This is a genomic window from Pedobacter sp. B4-66 (assembly GCF_018492665.1).
Lineage (GTDB): Bacteria > Bacteroidota > Bacteroidia > Sphingobacteriales > Sphingobacteriaceae > Pedobacter.
In genome coordinates, this window is sequence record NZ_JAFVME010000006.1 from 430394 (window position 1) to 449146 (window position 18753).

The following is an 18753-nucleotide window of genomic DNA, read 5'->3' on the forward strand; positions in this document are numbered from 1 at the left end:
AATTACAATACCGTTACATCATTTACAGTATTAACTTTAACCTTTATTGTCTCGCCGGTTTTAACCTTTACTTTAGGCCATCCTAAAAATGCTGTATAGCTTAATGGCTTTATTGTTTGTTTTTCAGTTTCGGCCATTACGGATACATTTGCATCATACCCGGTTGTATTTGTAAGCTCAATTGTAATCCCCGATTTATCACTTGACAACATCTGAGCTTTAACATGATCAAAGACATATATTTTCTTACGATCCATATTAACATAAATACCGGGAATTTCCAAAGCCATCAGCATCCCATTTGTTTCTGTCCACGAGTTACGCGTGTTTATAAAATTACCAATACTGCCTTTTCCTTCAGCATCGCTTAACTGAATTCGTTCCATCGAAGAACCGATCAGGTTGTTGGTAGTTAAATGCCCAGGCATATTTACAGCTTCAGCATGCGCATGCTGAATATCTCTTATCAAATCCGCATAAAGCTGGTTACCTGTAGCCCTAAATAGCTTAAAAACATAATCACCCGAAGCTGTACAAATGCCCGGGGCAGCATGCTTATTCTGGATACTGGCCCAAATAGCACCGGCCATATTGCTCTTAAGCTTTCCAATTTCACTGTTCGGTGGAAAAACAGGATCATAAGAGAATGTCCATGTGGCACCTAATGCAGCTTGAACTTCTGCCTTATTTAACCATTCTTTTTGCCCTGTATAGTAATACAAAGCCATTAATGATTCTAAAAATCCAAATGTAGATTCAGCATCTGCATCTTGAGATATATCTCCACAATGGCCACCTGTTAATCCTTGCTTTTCAACATCACGATGGTAATAAAATTTAGCTGCATCCTGGGCAACTTTCATCCATTCCTTATTATGGAAATAATCGGATGCCATTGCTAAGCCTGCCGGAACAATAGCCCCAGCTGTTGAATTATACACGGCAATCTCGCCTGTTTCAGGAACAATATACTGGCCAAATTCACCATCTTTTTTCCAGGTATTTGCAAAGGCAGCAGCAAGTTTTTTAGCTGCATTTTCCCACTCAGGTTTAACACTTTTACCATATCCTTGAGCTTTTAACAACTGCATGTGTTTTATGAGCCAAAGCAACGCATCAGCATTCTTCCTCACCATTGCCTGAACAGGCTTAAAATCAGGAGACATTTTCTCAGGAATGATTTCGCCGCTGGCTTTAATTCCTCCATAAAAATACCCGCTTTTTCCTTGCAATTTATTTACTACAAAATCCAGTTCGGTGATAACCCTATCTCTCTCCTTTTTATCATTAAGAGCTAACATTGGGTAGGTATTCATCATACCGCTAACCCATCCAAGCTGAAAATCCTTATTATTTTCCGGTCTGTAAAAAGATCCTGCCGGAACCTCTACAAAGTTTCCTCTGCATATATCTGTAGATACCTGAAATAATTTACTCATCGGTAAAATATTACGAGGATGGTTTAAACCTGAGAGCTCTTTACGCACCTGCATAAATTTCTTTAACAGGTCTGGAATGCTTGATGCATTAAAAACGTATACCTTAAAACCAAGTGCTACCTCATCACCAGATTTCCAATCAGGTGCTTTATCACCACTCAAATGAAAATCGCCAAAGCCAGTTGCCATTTTACGAACTGCAGGTGCAGAAATACTAAAAGAACAGCTGTCTTTTGCAGCATTTTCAGCAATAGTTAATCCGCTGCTGCCCAATTTGGTCATTTGCTCAGTAAGCACAATAAATCCCTTCTGTTCCTTTTCTGAGAAAAAACACATCGCAGGTGTAGCCACATTTCCTGTTGTTAACTCTATAAGCGAGGCTTTATTTGGTTCAATAGAAAGTCGGGGATTGTTAGAAATGGTAAGTGGCACCGAAGGATTGTAATACATATCCTTTGGATATTGTGGACTGTAGCTATTTCCAATTGCTCTATAGCGGTTTCCATTGTAAACTGAAGCCGGTACAAGCACATAGTTTTCAGGATTCCATTTACTAAAATCAAAAGAAACTGAAACTGCAGATGACTTAGCGCTACCACTGTTTAAGCGAAATGATGTAGAGACATCCGTAACTTCGGGATGCCCGGAAACCGGACTTGCTTTAAACTGCATGCTCCAGGTGCCCGTTTTTGTCTGCAATAATTCTTTATTAAATATCTGCTCAGATAATAAGTCTGTTCCATTAAATTCTTTAACAGACAATCTTAATGAACCATTAATATCTTTTAATAATTTATTAAGGGACTCAACCGGTTCTTGTGCTAAGGACACCATTCCATTGCTTAAGCAAAGAAAGCCAATCAATGTGACCCTTAAATTCTTCATTCCCATAGTTTAATTTACTAGTTTAATGTAAAGATTAAACTATAGATGGCTTAATACCACCCATAAATTGACTATTAGTAATGTTTTTTTTGCAATGATTTAAATGAAGATCAGTTTTTTATTGGTCTGATGATTATTGCCTGCCCATTCTTTGTCAGCAACTGAATATTTAACACAGTTGATGCATTTACATTCATCTTCTTTATCGCAATTTTGGTTGGCGTTGAAAGTGACGCATCATCAGCATAAATTGTGGCTTCATACTGTTTGTTTTTACTTAAAAAATCGAGTGATAACGTAAAGCTTCTTGCTTTATCTGTTAAAGTTCCAACGTACCAATCATTACCGCTTTTACGTGCTATGGTTCCAAACTCCCCTATTTTGCCTTCTATTACTTTTGTATCATCCCAAACAGTTGGCAAGGCATCATAAAAACTAAGATCAGGTATTTCTGTTATAACTGAAGCCGTTGATCCTGCCCCACCTTTTTGCCTTGGAGAATCAGCAGGTCTGTCGTACCAATACACAAACTGCCAAGGACTATAAATGCAAATCGCCTTTGCCATTTGAGAGGCATGCGAGCCCATTTCGTTTACTCTTGGGGCAAAATAGCAATTGGTAAAATCCCCTGCTCCTGCTATCATCCGAGTAAACATAGTAATTAATACCTGTTGGTTATCAGGACTTTCTTCTTCACCACGTATTCCTTCCTGAGTTAATAAATTCGGATAAGTTCTGGAATATCCTGTTGGTCGGTATTCATCATGAATATCAATCATCAGCTGATTACTAGCAGCTTTTCTCACTGCCTCATGTAGCCAGGATGTATTTTGTTGTGATCCTACATTAACAAAACCGTATTTTATCCCTTTTACACCCCATGATTTAAACAAGGGTAGTATCGAATCTAGCTGTCTGGATAATGCTCTCTGATTTACATAAAGTATCACACCAACGCCTTTAAGCTTTCCGTAATCTATAATTTCCTGCAGCGTCAATGGCCCTGTAGATCTCGAAGGATCAACATTTACAGCCAAAGCACTGGATGCATTGTCGTATTCATGACCATACCAACCAGCATCAAATTCTATGTACTGTAAATTGTGTTTGGCTGCAAAATCTATACTGGCTTTACCTCCTGTTGTGGTAAGTGTTACTTCACGAATTACTTTGCCCGGTTTTATCCATGACACATCTGCTAAAGCAGAAGCATGATTAAGATTCAGAATAAAATGATTGTTTTCTAAAAGTTTGCCTGGTGACTCAGCAATCATTACAAAGCGCCATGGAGTTGAGAAATCTGTATTATAAATTGCCTTACCATCAAGAGTAGTAACAAGCATTAAACTATCTTTTGGAGATCGGTTAAATTTCATTCGTGCATGATCTACCAGCGCTGCCTCTCCCAAAGCGATGAACCGATTTTTACTCAGTTCAATTACATACGGGCGTTCGGTTCCGTTTATAGTTTTACTGATGCTACCCCGACTATATTTTGCCTGGGCATTACCTGCAATCCAGGAGGTATAGTCTTTAGTAAACTTAAAGCCCGTTAGCTCACGGGGAATGGTAATTTCCTTACTCGCAACTAAATTATACTTAAATGCGACACCTTCATTATAAACCCTTGAAGTGATAGAAAATAAACGATAAGGTTCTTTAGACTCTTTAAATTGAGTGGTTACTTCATTATAATGATCTGTATAACTATTTTTCTCTCCGTATACCGGGTTCCATTTTTCATTTACAAGTTTTCGTTTTACGGAAACAATTTCAAGGTTTTCCGACAACGGATTTTCATTTTCAAATTCAAGTCCTAAAGGCGAATTAGCAACAACTGGATTGCCTTTATAGGAAATGGAGTAGCTTAAAGTATTGTATTTACCTGCACCTGTAATAATAATTAATGCTGTTTTTTTATCGGGGCTTAACACTTTAACCTGTTTTATTTCTTTAGCTTGAAGTATCAGAACATTACTTATAAAATACAGCACCAACAGCAACTTATTCATATTTTGTTTTTGATTGAATTAAAAACGGCCTTACAACGTTCCAATGTAAGGTTTTGATTTACTAAATGGAATAAACTCTACGCGATATGGGGTATTGGCACACATCATACTCCACAGTACTTTGCCGTTTTTATCAGTAAGATACACCTGATTTTGTTTAGAAACACAGGTTAAAATAGTATCGTCATTAATCAGATAGGCGCTTCCCATTCTATCTGTAAAAGTTCCTTCTTGTAATTGTGTCTGCAATTTTAAAGAAACTTGCTTGGATACTGGATTTAAATCAAAGGCTAATATCTGCGAACGTTTTTTACTGGTCCCATTGTCAAATAACATGATGTTCTTTTGATTGTTTACATGCACTGCATGTCCCTGGTCAAATTCAGCACCTTGAGGTAATACAAATTCTCCTCCCTTTCCAAATTTCCACATCACCTTTTTGTTTGTGGCATTAACCTTCCAAATTTGGCCATTATTATAAAATGAAATGATGTAGTTTCCATCTGTGTCAATAAAAAGACTATTGGCATGCATCCAATCTTTTGCCTCTTTTAAAATGTTTTTTTCTTTTAAAGGATCAAGCGCATCAAAGACACTCCAACTCCATATTTTTTTACCGGCTTTATCTATTACCAAAATACCGTCGCCTTTAACAGTATCTGCCTGTTTACCACCTACAGTGCTTAAATCGATAAGTTTTTCTTCTGCACTTAAGGTCACATATTGATTTTTTGCATTAAGTAATATTTCATGATGAATTGTTTGTTTAAAATCCATCACTCCTTTTTTCAAATGAAAAATGGTATCACCGGTTAGAGACAATTCTAAAATTTCATTTCCATAGCTCGTTGGGTAATCCATTGGAGCTAAAATTGCAAGAATAGTTTTGTTTTGGGTAAAATGAGCTACTTTAACCCCCGTGTCGTTAAATCTTTGATACCACCTTAAACCACCTTGAAAATCTATCATACCAATAAAGCCTGGTGTTTCTCTGTTATAAACCAACATACTACCATCTTTAAATTCGGTTGGTAATTCCTGCTCATTTTGAAGATTTACATGATATAAACCAAGTAATTGATCAGGAATATCTTTTGTTTTAAAAGTATATATATCAGATTCAAACCTCACTCCTCCATTTCCAGATACAATGCGATATTGGTAAGTTGAATTAAATTTCAAATTGGTTAGTACTATTTTAAAGTCGCTTCTTTGTGTAGAAACAGGAGTAGTATTTAATTTATCTTTTTGGCCATTAATCCAATATTCAATATATGCATCTTCAGGCTTAGCGCAAGAAAACTGAACAGCAACTCTTAATGAGTTTCCATCAACTGTTTCATTTAATGAGATATTTTTGAAAGTACTAAATGCATCCTCAGTACATGCACTAACACAGATTGCAATGATCATTATTCCAATAGCAAATATTCTTGAGTGGTTTATTTTTGAAAACATTTAGTATAGTATTTGATTATAAATCTGTGGGTTTAAAGGTAGGTCGTCATTCTGAAACAAATTCATAATGACGACCTACCTTTTTTGAGAACCTAATTAATTAAAGAACTATCTCCACAAAGGGTTTTGTTCAATTTTGTTATTAGTTTGTAACTCCCCTGTCGGAATAGGGAAAATATAGTTTCTAGGTTGTAAATATTGGGCACCTTGCTTGTTTGTTTGGGTAAAATGTGTTTTTAGCTCAGCAGGTGTATACCAACGTTTTAAATCTTGCCATCTGTTTTGTTCAAAAAACATTTCTAACAATTTTTGATGACTAAGTTCACTCATTACACTGGTTAAGTCCGGAAGATTTGCGCTCGTTTTTTCTGGCAATCCCGCTCTTACTCTAATTCTGTTGATGTCTGCAATTGCCTTTGCTAGATCTCCATTTTGGGCAGCAGCTTCAGCATGCATCAGTAATACCTCTGCATAACGCATAATAACATTATTAGCAGTTGAAGGGGTTGCAGACCAATAATTATCGGCACTCTCTTTACCGCTCCATCCATTGGTAAATTTATTAATTAAGAACTGGTTAGTACCGGATATATCTAACAATGATTTAGGGTCGATTTTGGATATATTAGCCTGCGCAGACGCCCAAAGGTCATCAAAAGTTTTGGTGCCTCCATACCATTTCACATCAGCTTCACCGAAATTTGAGTGTTTCCATGATAAGGTATAATACATCCTTTTGTCGAATTTAGTATCCGAGCCAGCAGGTCTTTTTTCCAACATAAATTGATCAATAAAATAATTGGTTGGTACATATTTAAACCATCCACCTCCGGCAGGAGGGCCAATCAGCTGAGGTAAATAATTATACATAGGTGAGTTTGCACCTTCTACACCCCAAGGACCATACGGATCGCCAAACGGACCATACACCCACTGAAAAACAGCTTCCTTGTTAAACTCATTTTTATCGGTAAAATTTTCCGAATAATCAGAAATCAAATCGTATGAATATGGAGCAGTATTTAGCAAGGCTAAAGTGGTCTGGGCTTTTTGGTAATCTTTGATATACAGATAAGTTTTACCTAAATAAGCAATGGCAGCGCCACTTGTTGCCCTTCCCAAATCTGCAGACGGTCTTGTAGGAGGCAACCCATTCATCGCATCTGTAAGATCCGAAATTACTTGGGCATAAACCTCCGCTACAGGTTTACTTGGCAAAAATTGATCATCGGCAGTTTTTGCAGGGGTAATAAAAAGTGGTACATCACCGAAATTAGAGGCCAATGTAAAGTAACAAAGTCCACGCAGAAATTTAGTTTCAGCAACATATGCCTTTCTCAAATCATCACTAACCTCCACCTTCTCGGCATTAGCCAACACCAAATTAGCGCGATAAATGGATTTGTAAAGCGCTGAAAAAGTAGAAGCTGCATCTGAATTTGTAGCCTCATTTGTAAATAAGGCTATATTAGTAGTAGCAGCTTCTCCACCTGGAAATGTAAGCACATCGTCGCCCAATGAATTTATATTCTGGATACCTGTAAATGCACCCCAATAGCCATACAAAGGCTGTCGTAAAAGACTATAAACGGAAGCTACTGCTGACTTTAAATCAGCTTCAGTTTTCCAGAATTGTTCTTCAGTAGTTTTATTTGGATTTGTTGTTTTAAGAAAATCTTTTTTACAACCATATATCGTTAACAACGCAAGCGGAAGCGCCACTGCCATTGTTTTAATTATATTTTTATTCATAATTTCTTTAATTATTCAGTTAAAAAGATACGTTTAAGCCTACGGAAACAATTCGTTGCAATGGGTATCCTCCGCTGTCGAAACCTCGTCTAAGTGGATTACCATCATTTCCTAAATCCGGGTTATACCCTTTGTATTTTGAAAAAGTAAATAAATTTTGACCTGAAAGGTATGCCCTTATTTTCCCAACGTTTAAACGTTTCGCAATATCTTCAGCTACTGTGTACCCTAGTTCGAGCCTTTTTACTCTAACATAAGCGCCGTTTTCTAACCAACGATCACTATTTCCGCGGGAATTTAAATTTACATCTGCGAGTGTGAATCTTGGAAAGCTTGAACCGCTGTTTTCAGAAGTCCAGGCATTTAAAACCGAGGTAGATAAATTGGTATAAGCTGTCATTTGCTCTGTCCAGATTCTGCCACCATTATAGATTTTATTTCCAAAAACCCCTTGCACCAATAGATTAAAATCAAAATTCCTCCAGCCCAATGTAGCCGCTATCCCTGTTTCAAGAGTTGGAATAGGACTTCCGGTATATTGTTGATCATTGTTATCAATTTTACCATTATTGTCGAAATCAACAAATTTTATATCTCCAGGTGCAGCGTTTGGCTGTATTTTTTGACCGTTTGAGCCTTTATAAGCATCAATCTCTGCCTGTGATCTAAATATTCCGTCTGTTTTTATTAAAAAGAAACTTCCTATTGGATTCCCAACCTTAGCGCGTTCTATATCACCGAATTCCTGATTACCACTTCCTATAGTAATGGCAGTCATTCTATTGTGCATGGTAGTCATATTCCAGCCAATTTTATAAGAAAAATCACCGGCTACATCTGAATAATCCAAAGCCAACTCTATTCCTTTGTTATTAATTGTACCGGCATTAACAGTTGGCGTACCAGAAATCCCTGTACTAAGTGGTATTGGAACTGCCAACAATACACCGCTAGCTGTTTTATTATACCAGTCGAACACCAATGACATTTTTCCGTTAAAAAATGCGGCATCAAGACCGGCATCAACAGATTTTGATTCTTCCCATCTTAAATTATGAGGAGAAGCGTTACCACTAGGAATAGATCCCACGATCACCCCACCATTGGTAGCAAAATTTAAGTTGTTACTAATCCCATTAATTGTAGAATAGTTTGGTATTTGATCATTTCCCAGCAAACCAATACTACCTCTAATTTTTAATGAATTCATGAATGCTGAAATTCCTGAATTACCATAAAACTTCTCATTGCTGATATTCCAACCGGCAGATACGGCAGGAAACACACCGTAATAATAGCCTTCGCCAAACTTAGAAGATCCGTCTCTACGAATTGATCCGCTGATCATGTACCTCGAGTCATAAGAATAAGAAACCCTTCCAATAAGAGATTCTCTTCTCACATCGGCTAAATCTCCTCCTACTGATTGGTTTGATTTCTCAGATCCAAATGAATAAACTCCATTAGGAAGGTTATTTGCATTTGCATTAAAATAATTACTAGTGTCCTTTTGGGCAGTATAACCAGCAAGTATTGAAATATTATGTAATCCGAGCTTTTTATCATAACTAAGGGTATGTTCTAATAACCATGAACTAGAAACTCCGCTACTTTGACTTAGTCTTGGTTTTGCAAGTATTACATTACCATCATTATAGGCATAGTCATAATTATTACCAAAGCCTCTACTTTCTGATATTGCACCATTGATTTTATACTTCAATTGATCAATCAATCTAATTTCTGCAAAAACATCCGCAGTTACTGAGCTGTTGTTATTTCTATAGTCACTAGAATTCAAAATCGCTACGGGATTTGAAAGATTTTTCATACCTGAGTTTACCCCACCCCAACCACCTGGCAGGTTTGCAGGATTATAAACCGGAACAGTTGGAGGCACAATTAATGCACTCAATATATTACTATGAGATTGATCTCCTCCCGGAGGAAGTGTGCGTTCACCAGTTTTATTGTAAATAAAGGTTTGGCCAATTCTAACCCTACCTTTTTCGTATAATGATTTGGCTCTAAAATTAGCGCTATTGAAATCAGTTTTTATGATCGTACCTTTTTGGTTCAAGTAGCTACCGGATAAGCTATATTGAAAATGTTCTGATCCCCCGGTAATGTCTGCATTGGCTTTGTAAATCGGAGCATTCCTAAAAATTTCCTCCTGCCAATTCGTATTCGTACCATTATAAGCAGGAAAATTTCCACCAACAGAATTTAATAGCTTAGTCCATTGCTCACCATTAAGCACGTCCATGCGCTTAGCTATGGATTGACTGCTGTAAACTGCATTAAATTGAACCTTAGGCTCAGTATTCTTTCTGCCTAATTTTGTAGTTACCAGGATAACTCCACCTGCAGCTCTTGACCCGTAAATACTGGCAGCCGCAGCATCTTTTAACACTTCAATGTTCTGTATATCAGAAGGATTTAATCCATCCAAACTACCAAAAGGCATTCCATCAATAACAACCAATGGACCATTAGAACCTAGAGTTCCTGTACCACGAATTGTGATATTTGATTTTGAACCTGGTGCACCCGTACTTGATTCAATTGATACACCGGCAACACGCCCCTGTAATGCATCAGTTACATTATTAGAAGCATTTGCACTCAGTTCGTTTACATTTACAGATGCTATTGAACTCGTAATTTCCGTTTTACGTTTGGTTCCATAACCGATTACAACTACTTCTGTTAAATCGCGCAATTGAGGTTTAAGGCGGATATTCATAACAGTTCCTTCCTGAACCTTTATTCTGGTTACTTCATACCCAACATAGGAAACTAATAAGATGGCACCATTATCGGGCACATCTACTTGAAATTCACCATTTGAGTTGGTGGTGGATGCTATCTCTGTGCCCTCTACTTTTACAGAAGCTCCCGTAAGTGAACTACCGTTTTCATCCATGACTTTACCTTTTATCAGTATCTTCTGTCCGATTAATTGCGACAGGGAAAGTATATTCCTTGTTTTAATTACAACAGTTTTATCAACAATAGAATAAGCCAGTGGCTGATTTAAAAAACACTGATTAAGTGCATCTTCAATAGATGCATTCTTAACGCTAATATTTATAAGGTTAGCGTTTCTTATTAAATCTGTATTGCCAATAAAGTAATAACTGGTTTGGCTTCTGATTTTCCGGATAATGGTTTCCAGCGAAGCGTTTTTTTCACTCAGGGATATCTTTTGTGCTTTGGTTGATGCACTTACCTGGAGTAAACATGTCACTAATATGAGAATGGTTAGCCTCATTATACGTATAATTTGTCCAGAATTTAAAGCAAGCAGCTTAAATCTGAATTGATCGTAAAATTTCATACATTTGGTTTGTTTTGGTGTCACAACGAAATTCTTTCCTCTTTTAATAGAGAAAGTCTCCGTCGATAAATTGATTAGTTGTTAAGCTGAATTTTTATCATGGCATATCCAAACATCGGTCGGGGGTGTTCGAGCATCCCTGACTTTGTTTAAACTACCGTTAGTTCTGTATTTGTTATGGCATAACGATAATTTTCCTCCCTTCTATTTTAAAGTGAACATTTCCTGTTGATTCTAACACTTTTAATAAGGATGATATATTTTTTGTTCGTTCTATTACACCTAAAAAGGAAAGGTTTCCTTGCTTACCTTCAAATTCATAGTCAACATCGTACCATCTGGACACGCGATGCATAATGCTTTCTAGTTTTTCATCGTTAAATACGAAATAACCATTTTTCCATGCAACGGCTTCTTCCAGACTAACCGGCATAACTTTAATCTCTTTAGTATTTTTATTAATCTGAGCCTGATCCCCAGGAGTAAGCACTTTTTGGTTGCCCTTAGCTGTTACTTTAACTGAGCCTTCTAATAAAGTCGTTTTTGTTGATACTTCATCAGTGTAGCTATTGATGTTAAAATGAGTACCCAATACTTCTACTTCCTGATTTTCAGTATGTACTACAAATGGCATCTCTTTGTTTTTAGCTACTTCAAAATATCCCTCTCCAGTAAGTTCTACCAATCGTTTTTCTCCTTTAAAAGCAGTCGGGAATTTAAGTGACGATGCTGCATTAAGCCAAACATGAGTACCATCTGGCAATATTACCTGGTATTGCCCTCCACGAGGTGTACTTATGGTACTAAACATTGCTTCTCCTGTTTCAGAATTTCCAGTCAAAGAATTTGCTTTATAAATAAGAATCCCATTGGCGGCTTTTACTATTGAACCGCCTGTTTGATTTGCAAGCTGCTGAATAGTTGAATCGGTTAATACTACACGCTCACCACTTGGCAGGGTAAGAATAGCCTTATTCCCTCCCGGCAAAATATCTTGTTTCTTATAGGCTGTAATTGCTTTAAACGACGATGGTAAATGTTCGGATTTAAAGAAAATTAATCCTGCAGTCAGCATCAGCAGAAGGATGGCCGCGGCGGCCATCCATAATCTGTAATTAGAGGTTTTTGAGTGCGCTTTTATTTTAGTTTGAATACCAGCCCAAACCTCCTGTTCAATATCAGTTGTCCATTTATTCTTTTTTCCTATGCTATCTAGTGAAATTAAGACATCATCTTCCAACTGATCGTCATAAATACCAGTTTTTATCATTGTCACTAATTCGTGCCATTCTTCTTCAGAAATGATATCTTCCTTAAAGTATTGTAATAGTATATGGAAACGGGCTCTGTTCATTATTGTAATCGTATTTTAACTAAAGACGATTCAAAAAAACAAATGGCCCAATCAGAAATAAAAAATAATTACAATAGATAGAAAAGCAAGGCTCATAACAGTATAAATATGTGATTTGAGATAATCACGCACGCTTTTACGACTCAACTCTAAATGCCGTTTTACTGTTAATTTAGAAATGTTCATTTTTAAAGCAATTTCTGCATAACTAAGCTCCTGTTCATTAACCAAAAGCCATGCTTCCTTTTGCTGAGGAGGTAACTGCTCTATCGCTTTCTGCAATAATTTATCATATTCTATTTCTTCAATCTTATCATCTGTGGAGTTTACAGATTCATTTTCTCTCAATATCAGTTCTGTAAAGATTTTGGTTTGTATTGTCACCTTTTTAAAATGATCAAGGGTTAAATTCCTGGCCATAATAAAAAGGTAATCCTTTAAGCTTTTTACCTCTTTTAATTTTTTACGATTGTTCCAAAATTTGATATAAACTTGTTGCACAAGTTCAATAGCAATGTGCTCATTTTTCACATAAGCCATTACCGCATTATAAATGTTCTTATTAGTTCGATAATATATTTGGTTAAAGGCTTGCTCATTACCAAGTACAATCTGTTCTAACAGTAAATTATCTTCACCAGTATTTTGCTCATCCAATTGTAACATATATCATAAAGCCCTAAGTTTATCTGGAAATGCAACAATTCTAATATAAATATTTTAATCAACTGTTCAACCAACTATCTTAAAATATAAAATAGCTAATTAGATAAAAAAAACTATTTCTACATACTTATCGTTTTTATTAATTACTTATCATACTCCTTCAATTACAAACCAGCTATAGCTTTCTGGAGCGATACTAACGATCAGATCAATTGTATAATCTCTGTTTAGTTTATAATTTTTTACGGGGCCTTCTTTTTCTTTCACCCTTGCAATGTCTGTTAATCCGGTATAATACAATGGGACTTTTATGGTTCTAACTATTTCCTCTTTTGTAGGATTATACAGCATCATTAAACCTTTTTCTTTTTGTTCTGGATTAACATGTAATATTCCATCCCAGTCACGACCATCGGCTCTGCGCAGGTGGATCACATCCGAGTTCAATATATTTCTGTACTTTTTGTACCAGTTAATAACTTTTATAACTGTCTGTTTGGTCTCTTCAGTATCATACAATCTTGGTCCACGGTAACATGCTTGTACTCCTGCACCATAATACTGCATCATCAACTGCTCATAGTCTTTTAAGTGATCAGATAAAGGCTCTAGTGTGGCAGCACTACCACCTCCCTGATATTCAGTAAGCGGCACAAAGCCCCAACCCATTGAAGGAGTTTTCTCCCAGGTTGCATCATAAATATTCTGACGGTTTAGTACTTTTTGATGGTCCCTTGGTAATGAGAAATTCACCTCTCTGTAACCCAATGCAATTTTATTGGTGCCATCTAAAAAATACCAATCAGGGGCATTAATGTAAACTCCCTTTTCGCTAAGCCAGGTATACAATTCTTTTTGGATCTCCATTTGTTTCCATTGTGAATCATCTAAACCTTTATGACCAGGGTGTGTTGTTGATGCGCATACATCTCCAGGATAAGGCCCGTCATTTTCCCAAATATCAAAACCGGTTTTTGTATAAAAATTCTTAATGTTGTTTCTATACCAAAGTCCCCATTTACTACCAAAACAAGGAGCATTATTAAAAAAGGCTCCTCCCGGCTTACCGGTTTTCGGATCAATTACATCGTCATCAGGGCTTATGCTTCGAGAGCTAAATAAGGAATACCCACCTATCTTTATGTTTTTACTGTGTGCATAATCAGCAAGTTCTTTCCATCTTTTAATATTTACCTGCGTAGTATCTTCCATATTCAAATAACTACCAAAACTAATGATCATGGCCTCATAACCTGTTGCAGCACATTGATCTATAGCAGTGCGAACCTGTTCTGGATTTTTGGCCACCAGGTGCATAAATGTTGGGTTTGCGGATGTCCATGGTGCTACTGTACGATACATCTTTCTAATGGCTAATCCACGGCTTTCCCTATCATCTTTATTCATTAACAATTCATGCGTACGTACCGAGTTCAGTGTTTCTCCATTCTTTAATTCAATTCCTTTAGCTTTTTCAGGGTAAACCTCTAAAAGCACTGGAGTTTGATATCGGTAATGAACCTGGGAAGTATAGGTAGAATCTGGCTTCCAGTGAGTAGTCTGATCACTATTCGCATAATTCATTGAATTATTAAATGCGTAATTGGTTTCAAAATATATTCCACTTGGTTTTTTCATAATTTGAAAACTTCCTTCTACAGAACTTTCCTCTTCAACCATACCCAAAACCTCATTCACAACCTGATCTATTTTAAACGATTGACTTCCTTTGTTCACCACACTCAAAGACTTCACAATTAAAGGAATTCCATCATAGAGTTCATAAACTACACTTACCTCTAATCCGCTAAGTTCTGCCACTTGAGGTTTGTACAGAAAAGAAACTGTTTTACCGGTTGCTGGTTTAGTATGTAAAGCCCAATATTTGGTATCATTCCATTTCAAACGAGGTGTAATAGGTTTAACATCGTAAGAAACATATTTAAAATCAGTAGCGCCTGCAGTAAATCCATCAATCCATTCTGGTAGCAAATAGGCCTTTTCCTTTTGCCCCTGAAGTCCACCTATGTTATAGGTTTTGCCATTTATGATTAACCTCGCCTCTTCTCTTACAGAACGCAACAGCTGCTGTCCGGTACTTAAATTTGTATAATCTATACAGGCAACATTAGGTGAAATCCTAAACACCCTTTTTAGTAAGCCATTCTGTAAAACAAGATTCTTCCCATCAGCACTTTTGACAACCTGAGCTTTCTCTGTAACTGGTTTGATTAACCAATCCTGCACGGAAGTTCCCTGAGCAAATGCCCCGAATGCACCGGTAAGCATTAAGGTAATTATAAATAGAATTTGTAATTTTTGAAGTTTCATTGGGTTTATTTTGGTTTGTGTGTGTCTAAAGTATAAAAGATTATTTTGAATTCCTGCTTTTGTACGCATTTGGAGAAGTTCCCATTAATTGGGTAAATAATCTTGAAAAGTAATAAGGGTCGTGATAGCCTAGCTGAGCAGCAACTTCTTTTACTAAACCATTGGTTCCATAAAACAATTGACAAGCCTTTTGTATTTTTAACTGATTAAAATAATTTATAGGCGAATGACCTGTAATATTCTTAAAAATGGTTGAAATCTTTGAATCTGAACATCCCGCAGCTGCTGATAAATCTGGTAGAAGGATTGATCTATGAAGATTGGATTGCATGTATGCCTTTGCTTTCTGAAAAATAACATCGTGAGAATTTTCTCTATTTTTTTTGATAATCGAACCTCGCTGAAAAAGAAACAGCGTGAGGTAATTAACCAATTTCATATTTACATAAGCAAGATACTCCTTATCATATCCTTGTTCTAATACGCTAAAGATTTCATTAAATAATTGTACTGCATCGTTTTTATAAGGGAAGTGCTTAGGGTTGAAGCAGTCTTTGGTAAACGACATATCATTTATATTGGCCAACATATTACCTCCAAATTCTATCCAATATATTGTCCATGGATTACCCTCAGATGCGCCATATTCATGCTCAACATTTTGAGGAAGAATAAAAAAACTATTTTCGGTTACCTTTTGAATTCCCTTTTCATTTTTTACCCAACCTGTTCCTGCAACACAATAAATTAAAATATTATGTGCACTCCCACTCTTCCGGTGAGTATGGTGCTTTGCCGCTACTGGGTAATACCCTAAATCCTTAATGAATAATCCATTAAACAATGGGTTATTTAGCCGTTGTTTCTTCAATACCTGTTGAGGTATTACAATGACCTTTCTTCCCTCACCTTTCCAATAATTCCCTGGAATATTATCTTTCATATCTTTAATTGATGGCCTACGCTTGCGATAGATTACTGTAGCTGAGCATCATTATCAAAAAGAAATTAGGACAACATTGCCGATCAGCCTGTTAAATGGTAAAATTAAATATTTTAAGGGCTATAAAAGTGGTATTATATTGATCAATATCGATGCTTTTTTTGCTTAGCAAAGAAAAATCCGGTTGCGCCATGCCCAACCGGATTCCTACAGTTTACTGTGAATTTTAATTTAAATCACTTGTAATTTTATAATTTCATTGGTTGCTGTTTTAAAGGAAATCCTGTTTCCACTAATAGTTTCAGATCTCTTACCATTTCTAATCAAGAGCACCTTTCTTTCAGGCCATGGATTTATCAAAGTACAGAGCTTCCCTTTTTCACTTACTATTTTAACATCGCTAACAAGCTCATTTTTCAATCTGGCCGAAACCAGAAATGCCCCCCAAGATCTGATATTTTCAAAACTCGCATTTTGCTTTTTTGGTAACCCACTGAATAAACGGATTACATTTCCTGCACTCATGCAAAGCATTTCATTAAGTGCATTAGCTACTGTGCAGCTGTTTTCTATTCCGTGCGGATTGTTTAATTGAAAACCATTGGGGTAAGTGTGTAAAGCATATTTATTTAGTTCATTTAGGATAATAGAAGGATCATATCCTACCCTAATTGCCGCCATAAAAAAACTACTACTGGTATTATTATCCTTCCAGCGTTTCATCTCATCAATGGTATTGCGGGAAAGCGTCAATAACTCTGTCTTACTATCCAGATTAATTGCATTAGAAGGATAAATGTGTTGTATTCCCAATCCATTATCTGCCCACCAATCGACACCTTTTTCAGTGTACCTAAATACCTGTCTGTTATTTCGTGTTTGAACCGGAAAATCGCTCAGTTTACTAAGAATATCCTTCCATTTCTCCTGCCTGCTCTCATCAATCTTCAAAGTAGAACTTAAATCAATAATCAGATTAAATGCGTTTCTAAGCAATCCGAGTGATAAAATTGGGTTCTTATCTTTCCCGGATCCTTCGTGAATTGCATCGCCATAAATTACATATCTACCGTTTTCTAATTTCAGGTAATCTTCCCAGAAATTAACCACTGCCAAAGCATAAGGATATATCTTTTTGCCATACTTTTCATTATAAGTACAACGCCACTCTTGGGCCATATTGAGCAATCCGTATGCAGCATTAGAACGTTGTCCAAAAAACAATCCTCCCAATTCTTTTTCATACGTTGGAAAGTTGCGAGTAACCTCTATTCCTAAGGGGCCAATGCCTACAGGATAAAGAATACCTCGGGTATTTGTTACGTTATGTGCATACCACTCGCCTCTTGGCATAAAATCAAGAAGTGGGGCATCATGGGGTTCCCCTTGCTCCAATCTGTTGGCCGCATAAAGCGCATAAAAAGGAGCTTGAAAATTATAATTCAAATGATAATCACCATTCCATGCCGGTTTATCAGTAGTAGTCCAACCAAATATTCCTGGAGGAAATTTGGGATCTCGACTGCAAGCGGCCATCGCATATAGTCCCTGATAATATGCTTTCATTAATACCCGATCTTCGACACTTATATTCGATTTATCCCAATACAATTTCCACCAATTATTATGTTTGTTCATTAAGCTTGTAACCGATTTTTCATCAAGCTTGCTTATTCTGTTCAACACCTCATTTAAAGGCTTTGCATTTTTAAACTTGCTTTCAATTGAAAGGCCAACAATCACTTTCTTCCCTGGTTGTAATAAAACAGTGCTATCTTTATAATTAAAAGTTTTTAAGGCAACAGACACTTCTGTAGGAATATCTACACTGTCAGTGAACGAACGCGTAAGCCAATAAACATTATTTACTTTACCACTTTTCAAGTTAGCATGTTTATGTTCTGGAGCAGTTAAACGAATAGAAACTTTTGTTGCTGTTCCTACTGCACTTAATTCAATAAAGATCAGGTTTTCAGTTGCCGACACCCATGATCTTGCAGTCACCTTTTGTGTATTCTTTTGTAGCAAACTGGCTGTAACACCATTCCTAAGAGATTGTTCTGCAGAAAAATCACCCTCATTAAAACCATTAACTTTTATATCTACAAAACCAACCACCCGAGGACCTGATAAGCCATCAGCCTTTGATTGCAACCTCCAAAAATCGTTCTTAGATAGATAATACCTTAGCTGATCTCCTTTAAAACCAACACTCATGGTTACATCACCATTCCCCATTAAGGGAGCATCAACTGAGACATCATTTGGAATATGTGCAGGTGGTTTTGTCCAGATATTCTTAAATGATGCGCTCTCGCCATTTAAAAGCTGTTTACTTTGAGACCACACATTTAAATGACATAGGATTAAGAAGAGACTAATGTTAATTGTTTTATTCATATATAAATCCTTAAAAAAAGGCCTACCTAAAAGGTAGGCCTTGAACCTAAATCTACCAAACATTACTTGTAAGAAATTAGCATAAATGCTCCGTTTCTAAATTTACGGGTTAGCCTATATGAATTGATTTCCTTGTAATGACATGTTAAAAAATAATCAAACTAATTAATAGT

Annotated in this window: 10 protein-coding genes; all 10 read right to left on the minus strand. The window is 36.5% G+C overall.

What is annotated here, in order from left to right:
• Positions 1 to 2 precede the first annotated feature (2 nt).
• Positions 3 to 2324, minus strand: a complete 2322-nt coding sequence (locus J1905_RS13540) for a hypothetical protein (RefSeq protein ID WP_214227814.1) — start codon at positions 2322 to 2324, stop codon at positions 3 to 5.
• 110 nt (positions 2325 to 2434) lie between these two features.
• On the minus strand, positions 2435 to 4336 hold the full coding sequence (locus tag J1905_RS13545) for a glycoside hydrolase family 97 protein (protein ID WP_214227815.1): 1902 nt from the start codon (positions 4334 to 4336) through the stop codon (positions 2435 to 2437).
• A gap of 30 nt (positions 4337 to 4366) precedes the next feature.
• Positions 4367 to 5794 carry an aryl-sulfate sulfotransferase gene (locus J1905_RS13550; protein ID WP_214227816.1) on the minus strand — a complete coding sequence of 476 codons (1428 nt, stop codon included), beginning with the start codon at positions 5792 to 5794 and terminating at the stop codon, positions 4367 to 4369.
• Between the two features lie 108 nt (positions 5795 to 5902).
• Positions 5903 to 7546, minus strand: a complete 1644-nt coding sequence (locus tag J1905_RS13555; protein ID WP_214227817.1) for a RagB/SusD family nutrient uptake outer membrane protein — start codon at positions 7544 to 7546, stop codon at positions 5903 to 5905.
• A gap of 19 nt (positions 7547 to 7565) precedes the next feature.
• A complete protein-coding gene (locus J1905_RS13560) occupies positions 7566 to 10886 on the minus strand; it encodes a TonB-dependent receptor (protein ID WP_214227818.1) in 3321 nt (1106 codons plus the stop codon).
• A 175-nt stretch (positions 10887 to 11061) separates the two neighbouring features.
• On the minus strand, positions 11062 to 12240 hold the full coding sequence (locus J1905_RS13565) for a FecR family protein (RefSeq protein ID WP_214227819.1): 1179 nt from the start codon (positions 12238 to 12240) through the stop codon (positions 11062 to 11064).
• Positions 12241 to 12291: 51 nt separating this feature from the next.
• On the minus strand, positions 12292 to 12906 hold the full coding sequence (locus tag J1905_RS13570) for an RNA polymerase sigma factor (RefSeq protein WP_214227820.1): 615 nt from the start codon (positions 12904 to 12906) through the stop codon (positions 12292 to 12294).
• A gap of 150 nt (positions 12907 to 13056) precedes the next feature.
• On the minus strand, positions 13057 to 15237 hold the full coding sequence (locus J1905_RS13575) for an alpha-galactosidase (protein ID WP_214227821.1): 2181 nt from the start codon (positions 15235 to 15237) through the stop codon (positions 13057 to 13059).
• A gap of 40 nt (positions 15238 to 15277) precedes the next feature.
• Entirely contained in the window at positions 15278 to 16180 is a 903-nt protein-coding gene (locus J1905_RS13580; RefSeq protein WP_214227822.1) for an AraC family transcriptional regulator, read from the minus strand.
• Positions 16181 to 16411: 231 nt separating this feature from the next.
• Positions 16412 to 18580 (minus strand): glycosyl hydrolase family 95 catalytic domain-containing protein, encoded by a 2169-nt coding sequence (locus J1905_RS13585; RefSeq protein WP_214227823.1) that lies wholly within the window; start codon positions 18578 to 18580, stop codon positions 16412 to 16414.
• Positions 18581 to 18753 lie beyond the last annotated feature (173 nt).

Coding starts and splice junctions, on each gene's coding strand:
- J1905_RS13555 (WP_214227817.1), bottom strand. CDS start 7,546: ATGAATAAAAATATAATTAAAACAATGGCAGTGGCGCTTCCGCTTGCG.
- J1905_RS13570 (WP_214227820.1), bottom strand. CDS start 12,906: ATGTTACAATTGGATGAGCAAAATACTGGTGAAGATAATTTACTGTTA.
- J1905_RS13550 (WP_214227816.1), bottom strand. CDS start 5,794: ATGTTTTCAAAAATAAACCACTCAAGAATATTTGCTATTGGAATAATG.
- J1905_RS13560 (WP_214227818.1), bottom strand. CDS start 10,886: ATGAAATTTTACGATCAATTCAGATTTAAGCTGCTTGCTTTAAATTCT.
- J1905_RS13565 (WP_214227819.1), bottom strand. CDS start 12,240: ATGAACAGAGCCCGTTTCCATATACTATTACAATACTTTAAGGAAGAT.
- J1905_RS13575 (WP_214227821.1), bottom strand. CDS start 15,237: ATGAAACTTCAAAAATTACAAATTCTATTTATAATTACCTTAATGCTT.
- J1905_RS13545 (WP_214227815.1), bottom strand. CDS start 4,336: ATGAATAAGTTGCTGTTGGTGCTGTATTTTATAAGTAATGTTCTGATA.
- J1905_RS13580 (WP_214227822.1), bottom strand. CDS start 16,180: ATGAAAGATAATATTCCAGGGAATTATTGGAAAGGTGAGGGAAGAAAG.
- J1905_RS13585 (WP_214227823.1), bottom strand. CDS start 18,580: ATGAATAAAACAATTAACATTAGTCTCTTCTTAATCCTATGTCATTTA.
- J1905_RS13540 (WP_214227814.1), bottom strand. CDS start 2,324: ATGAAGAATTTAAGGGTCACATTGATTGGCTTTCTTTGCTTAAGCAAT.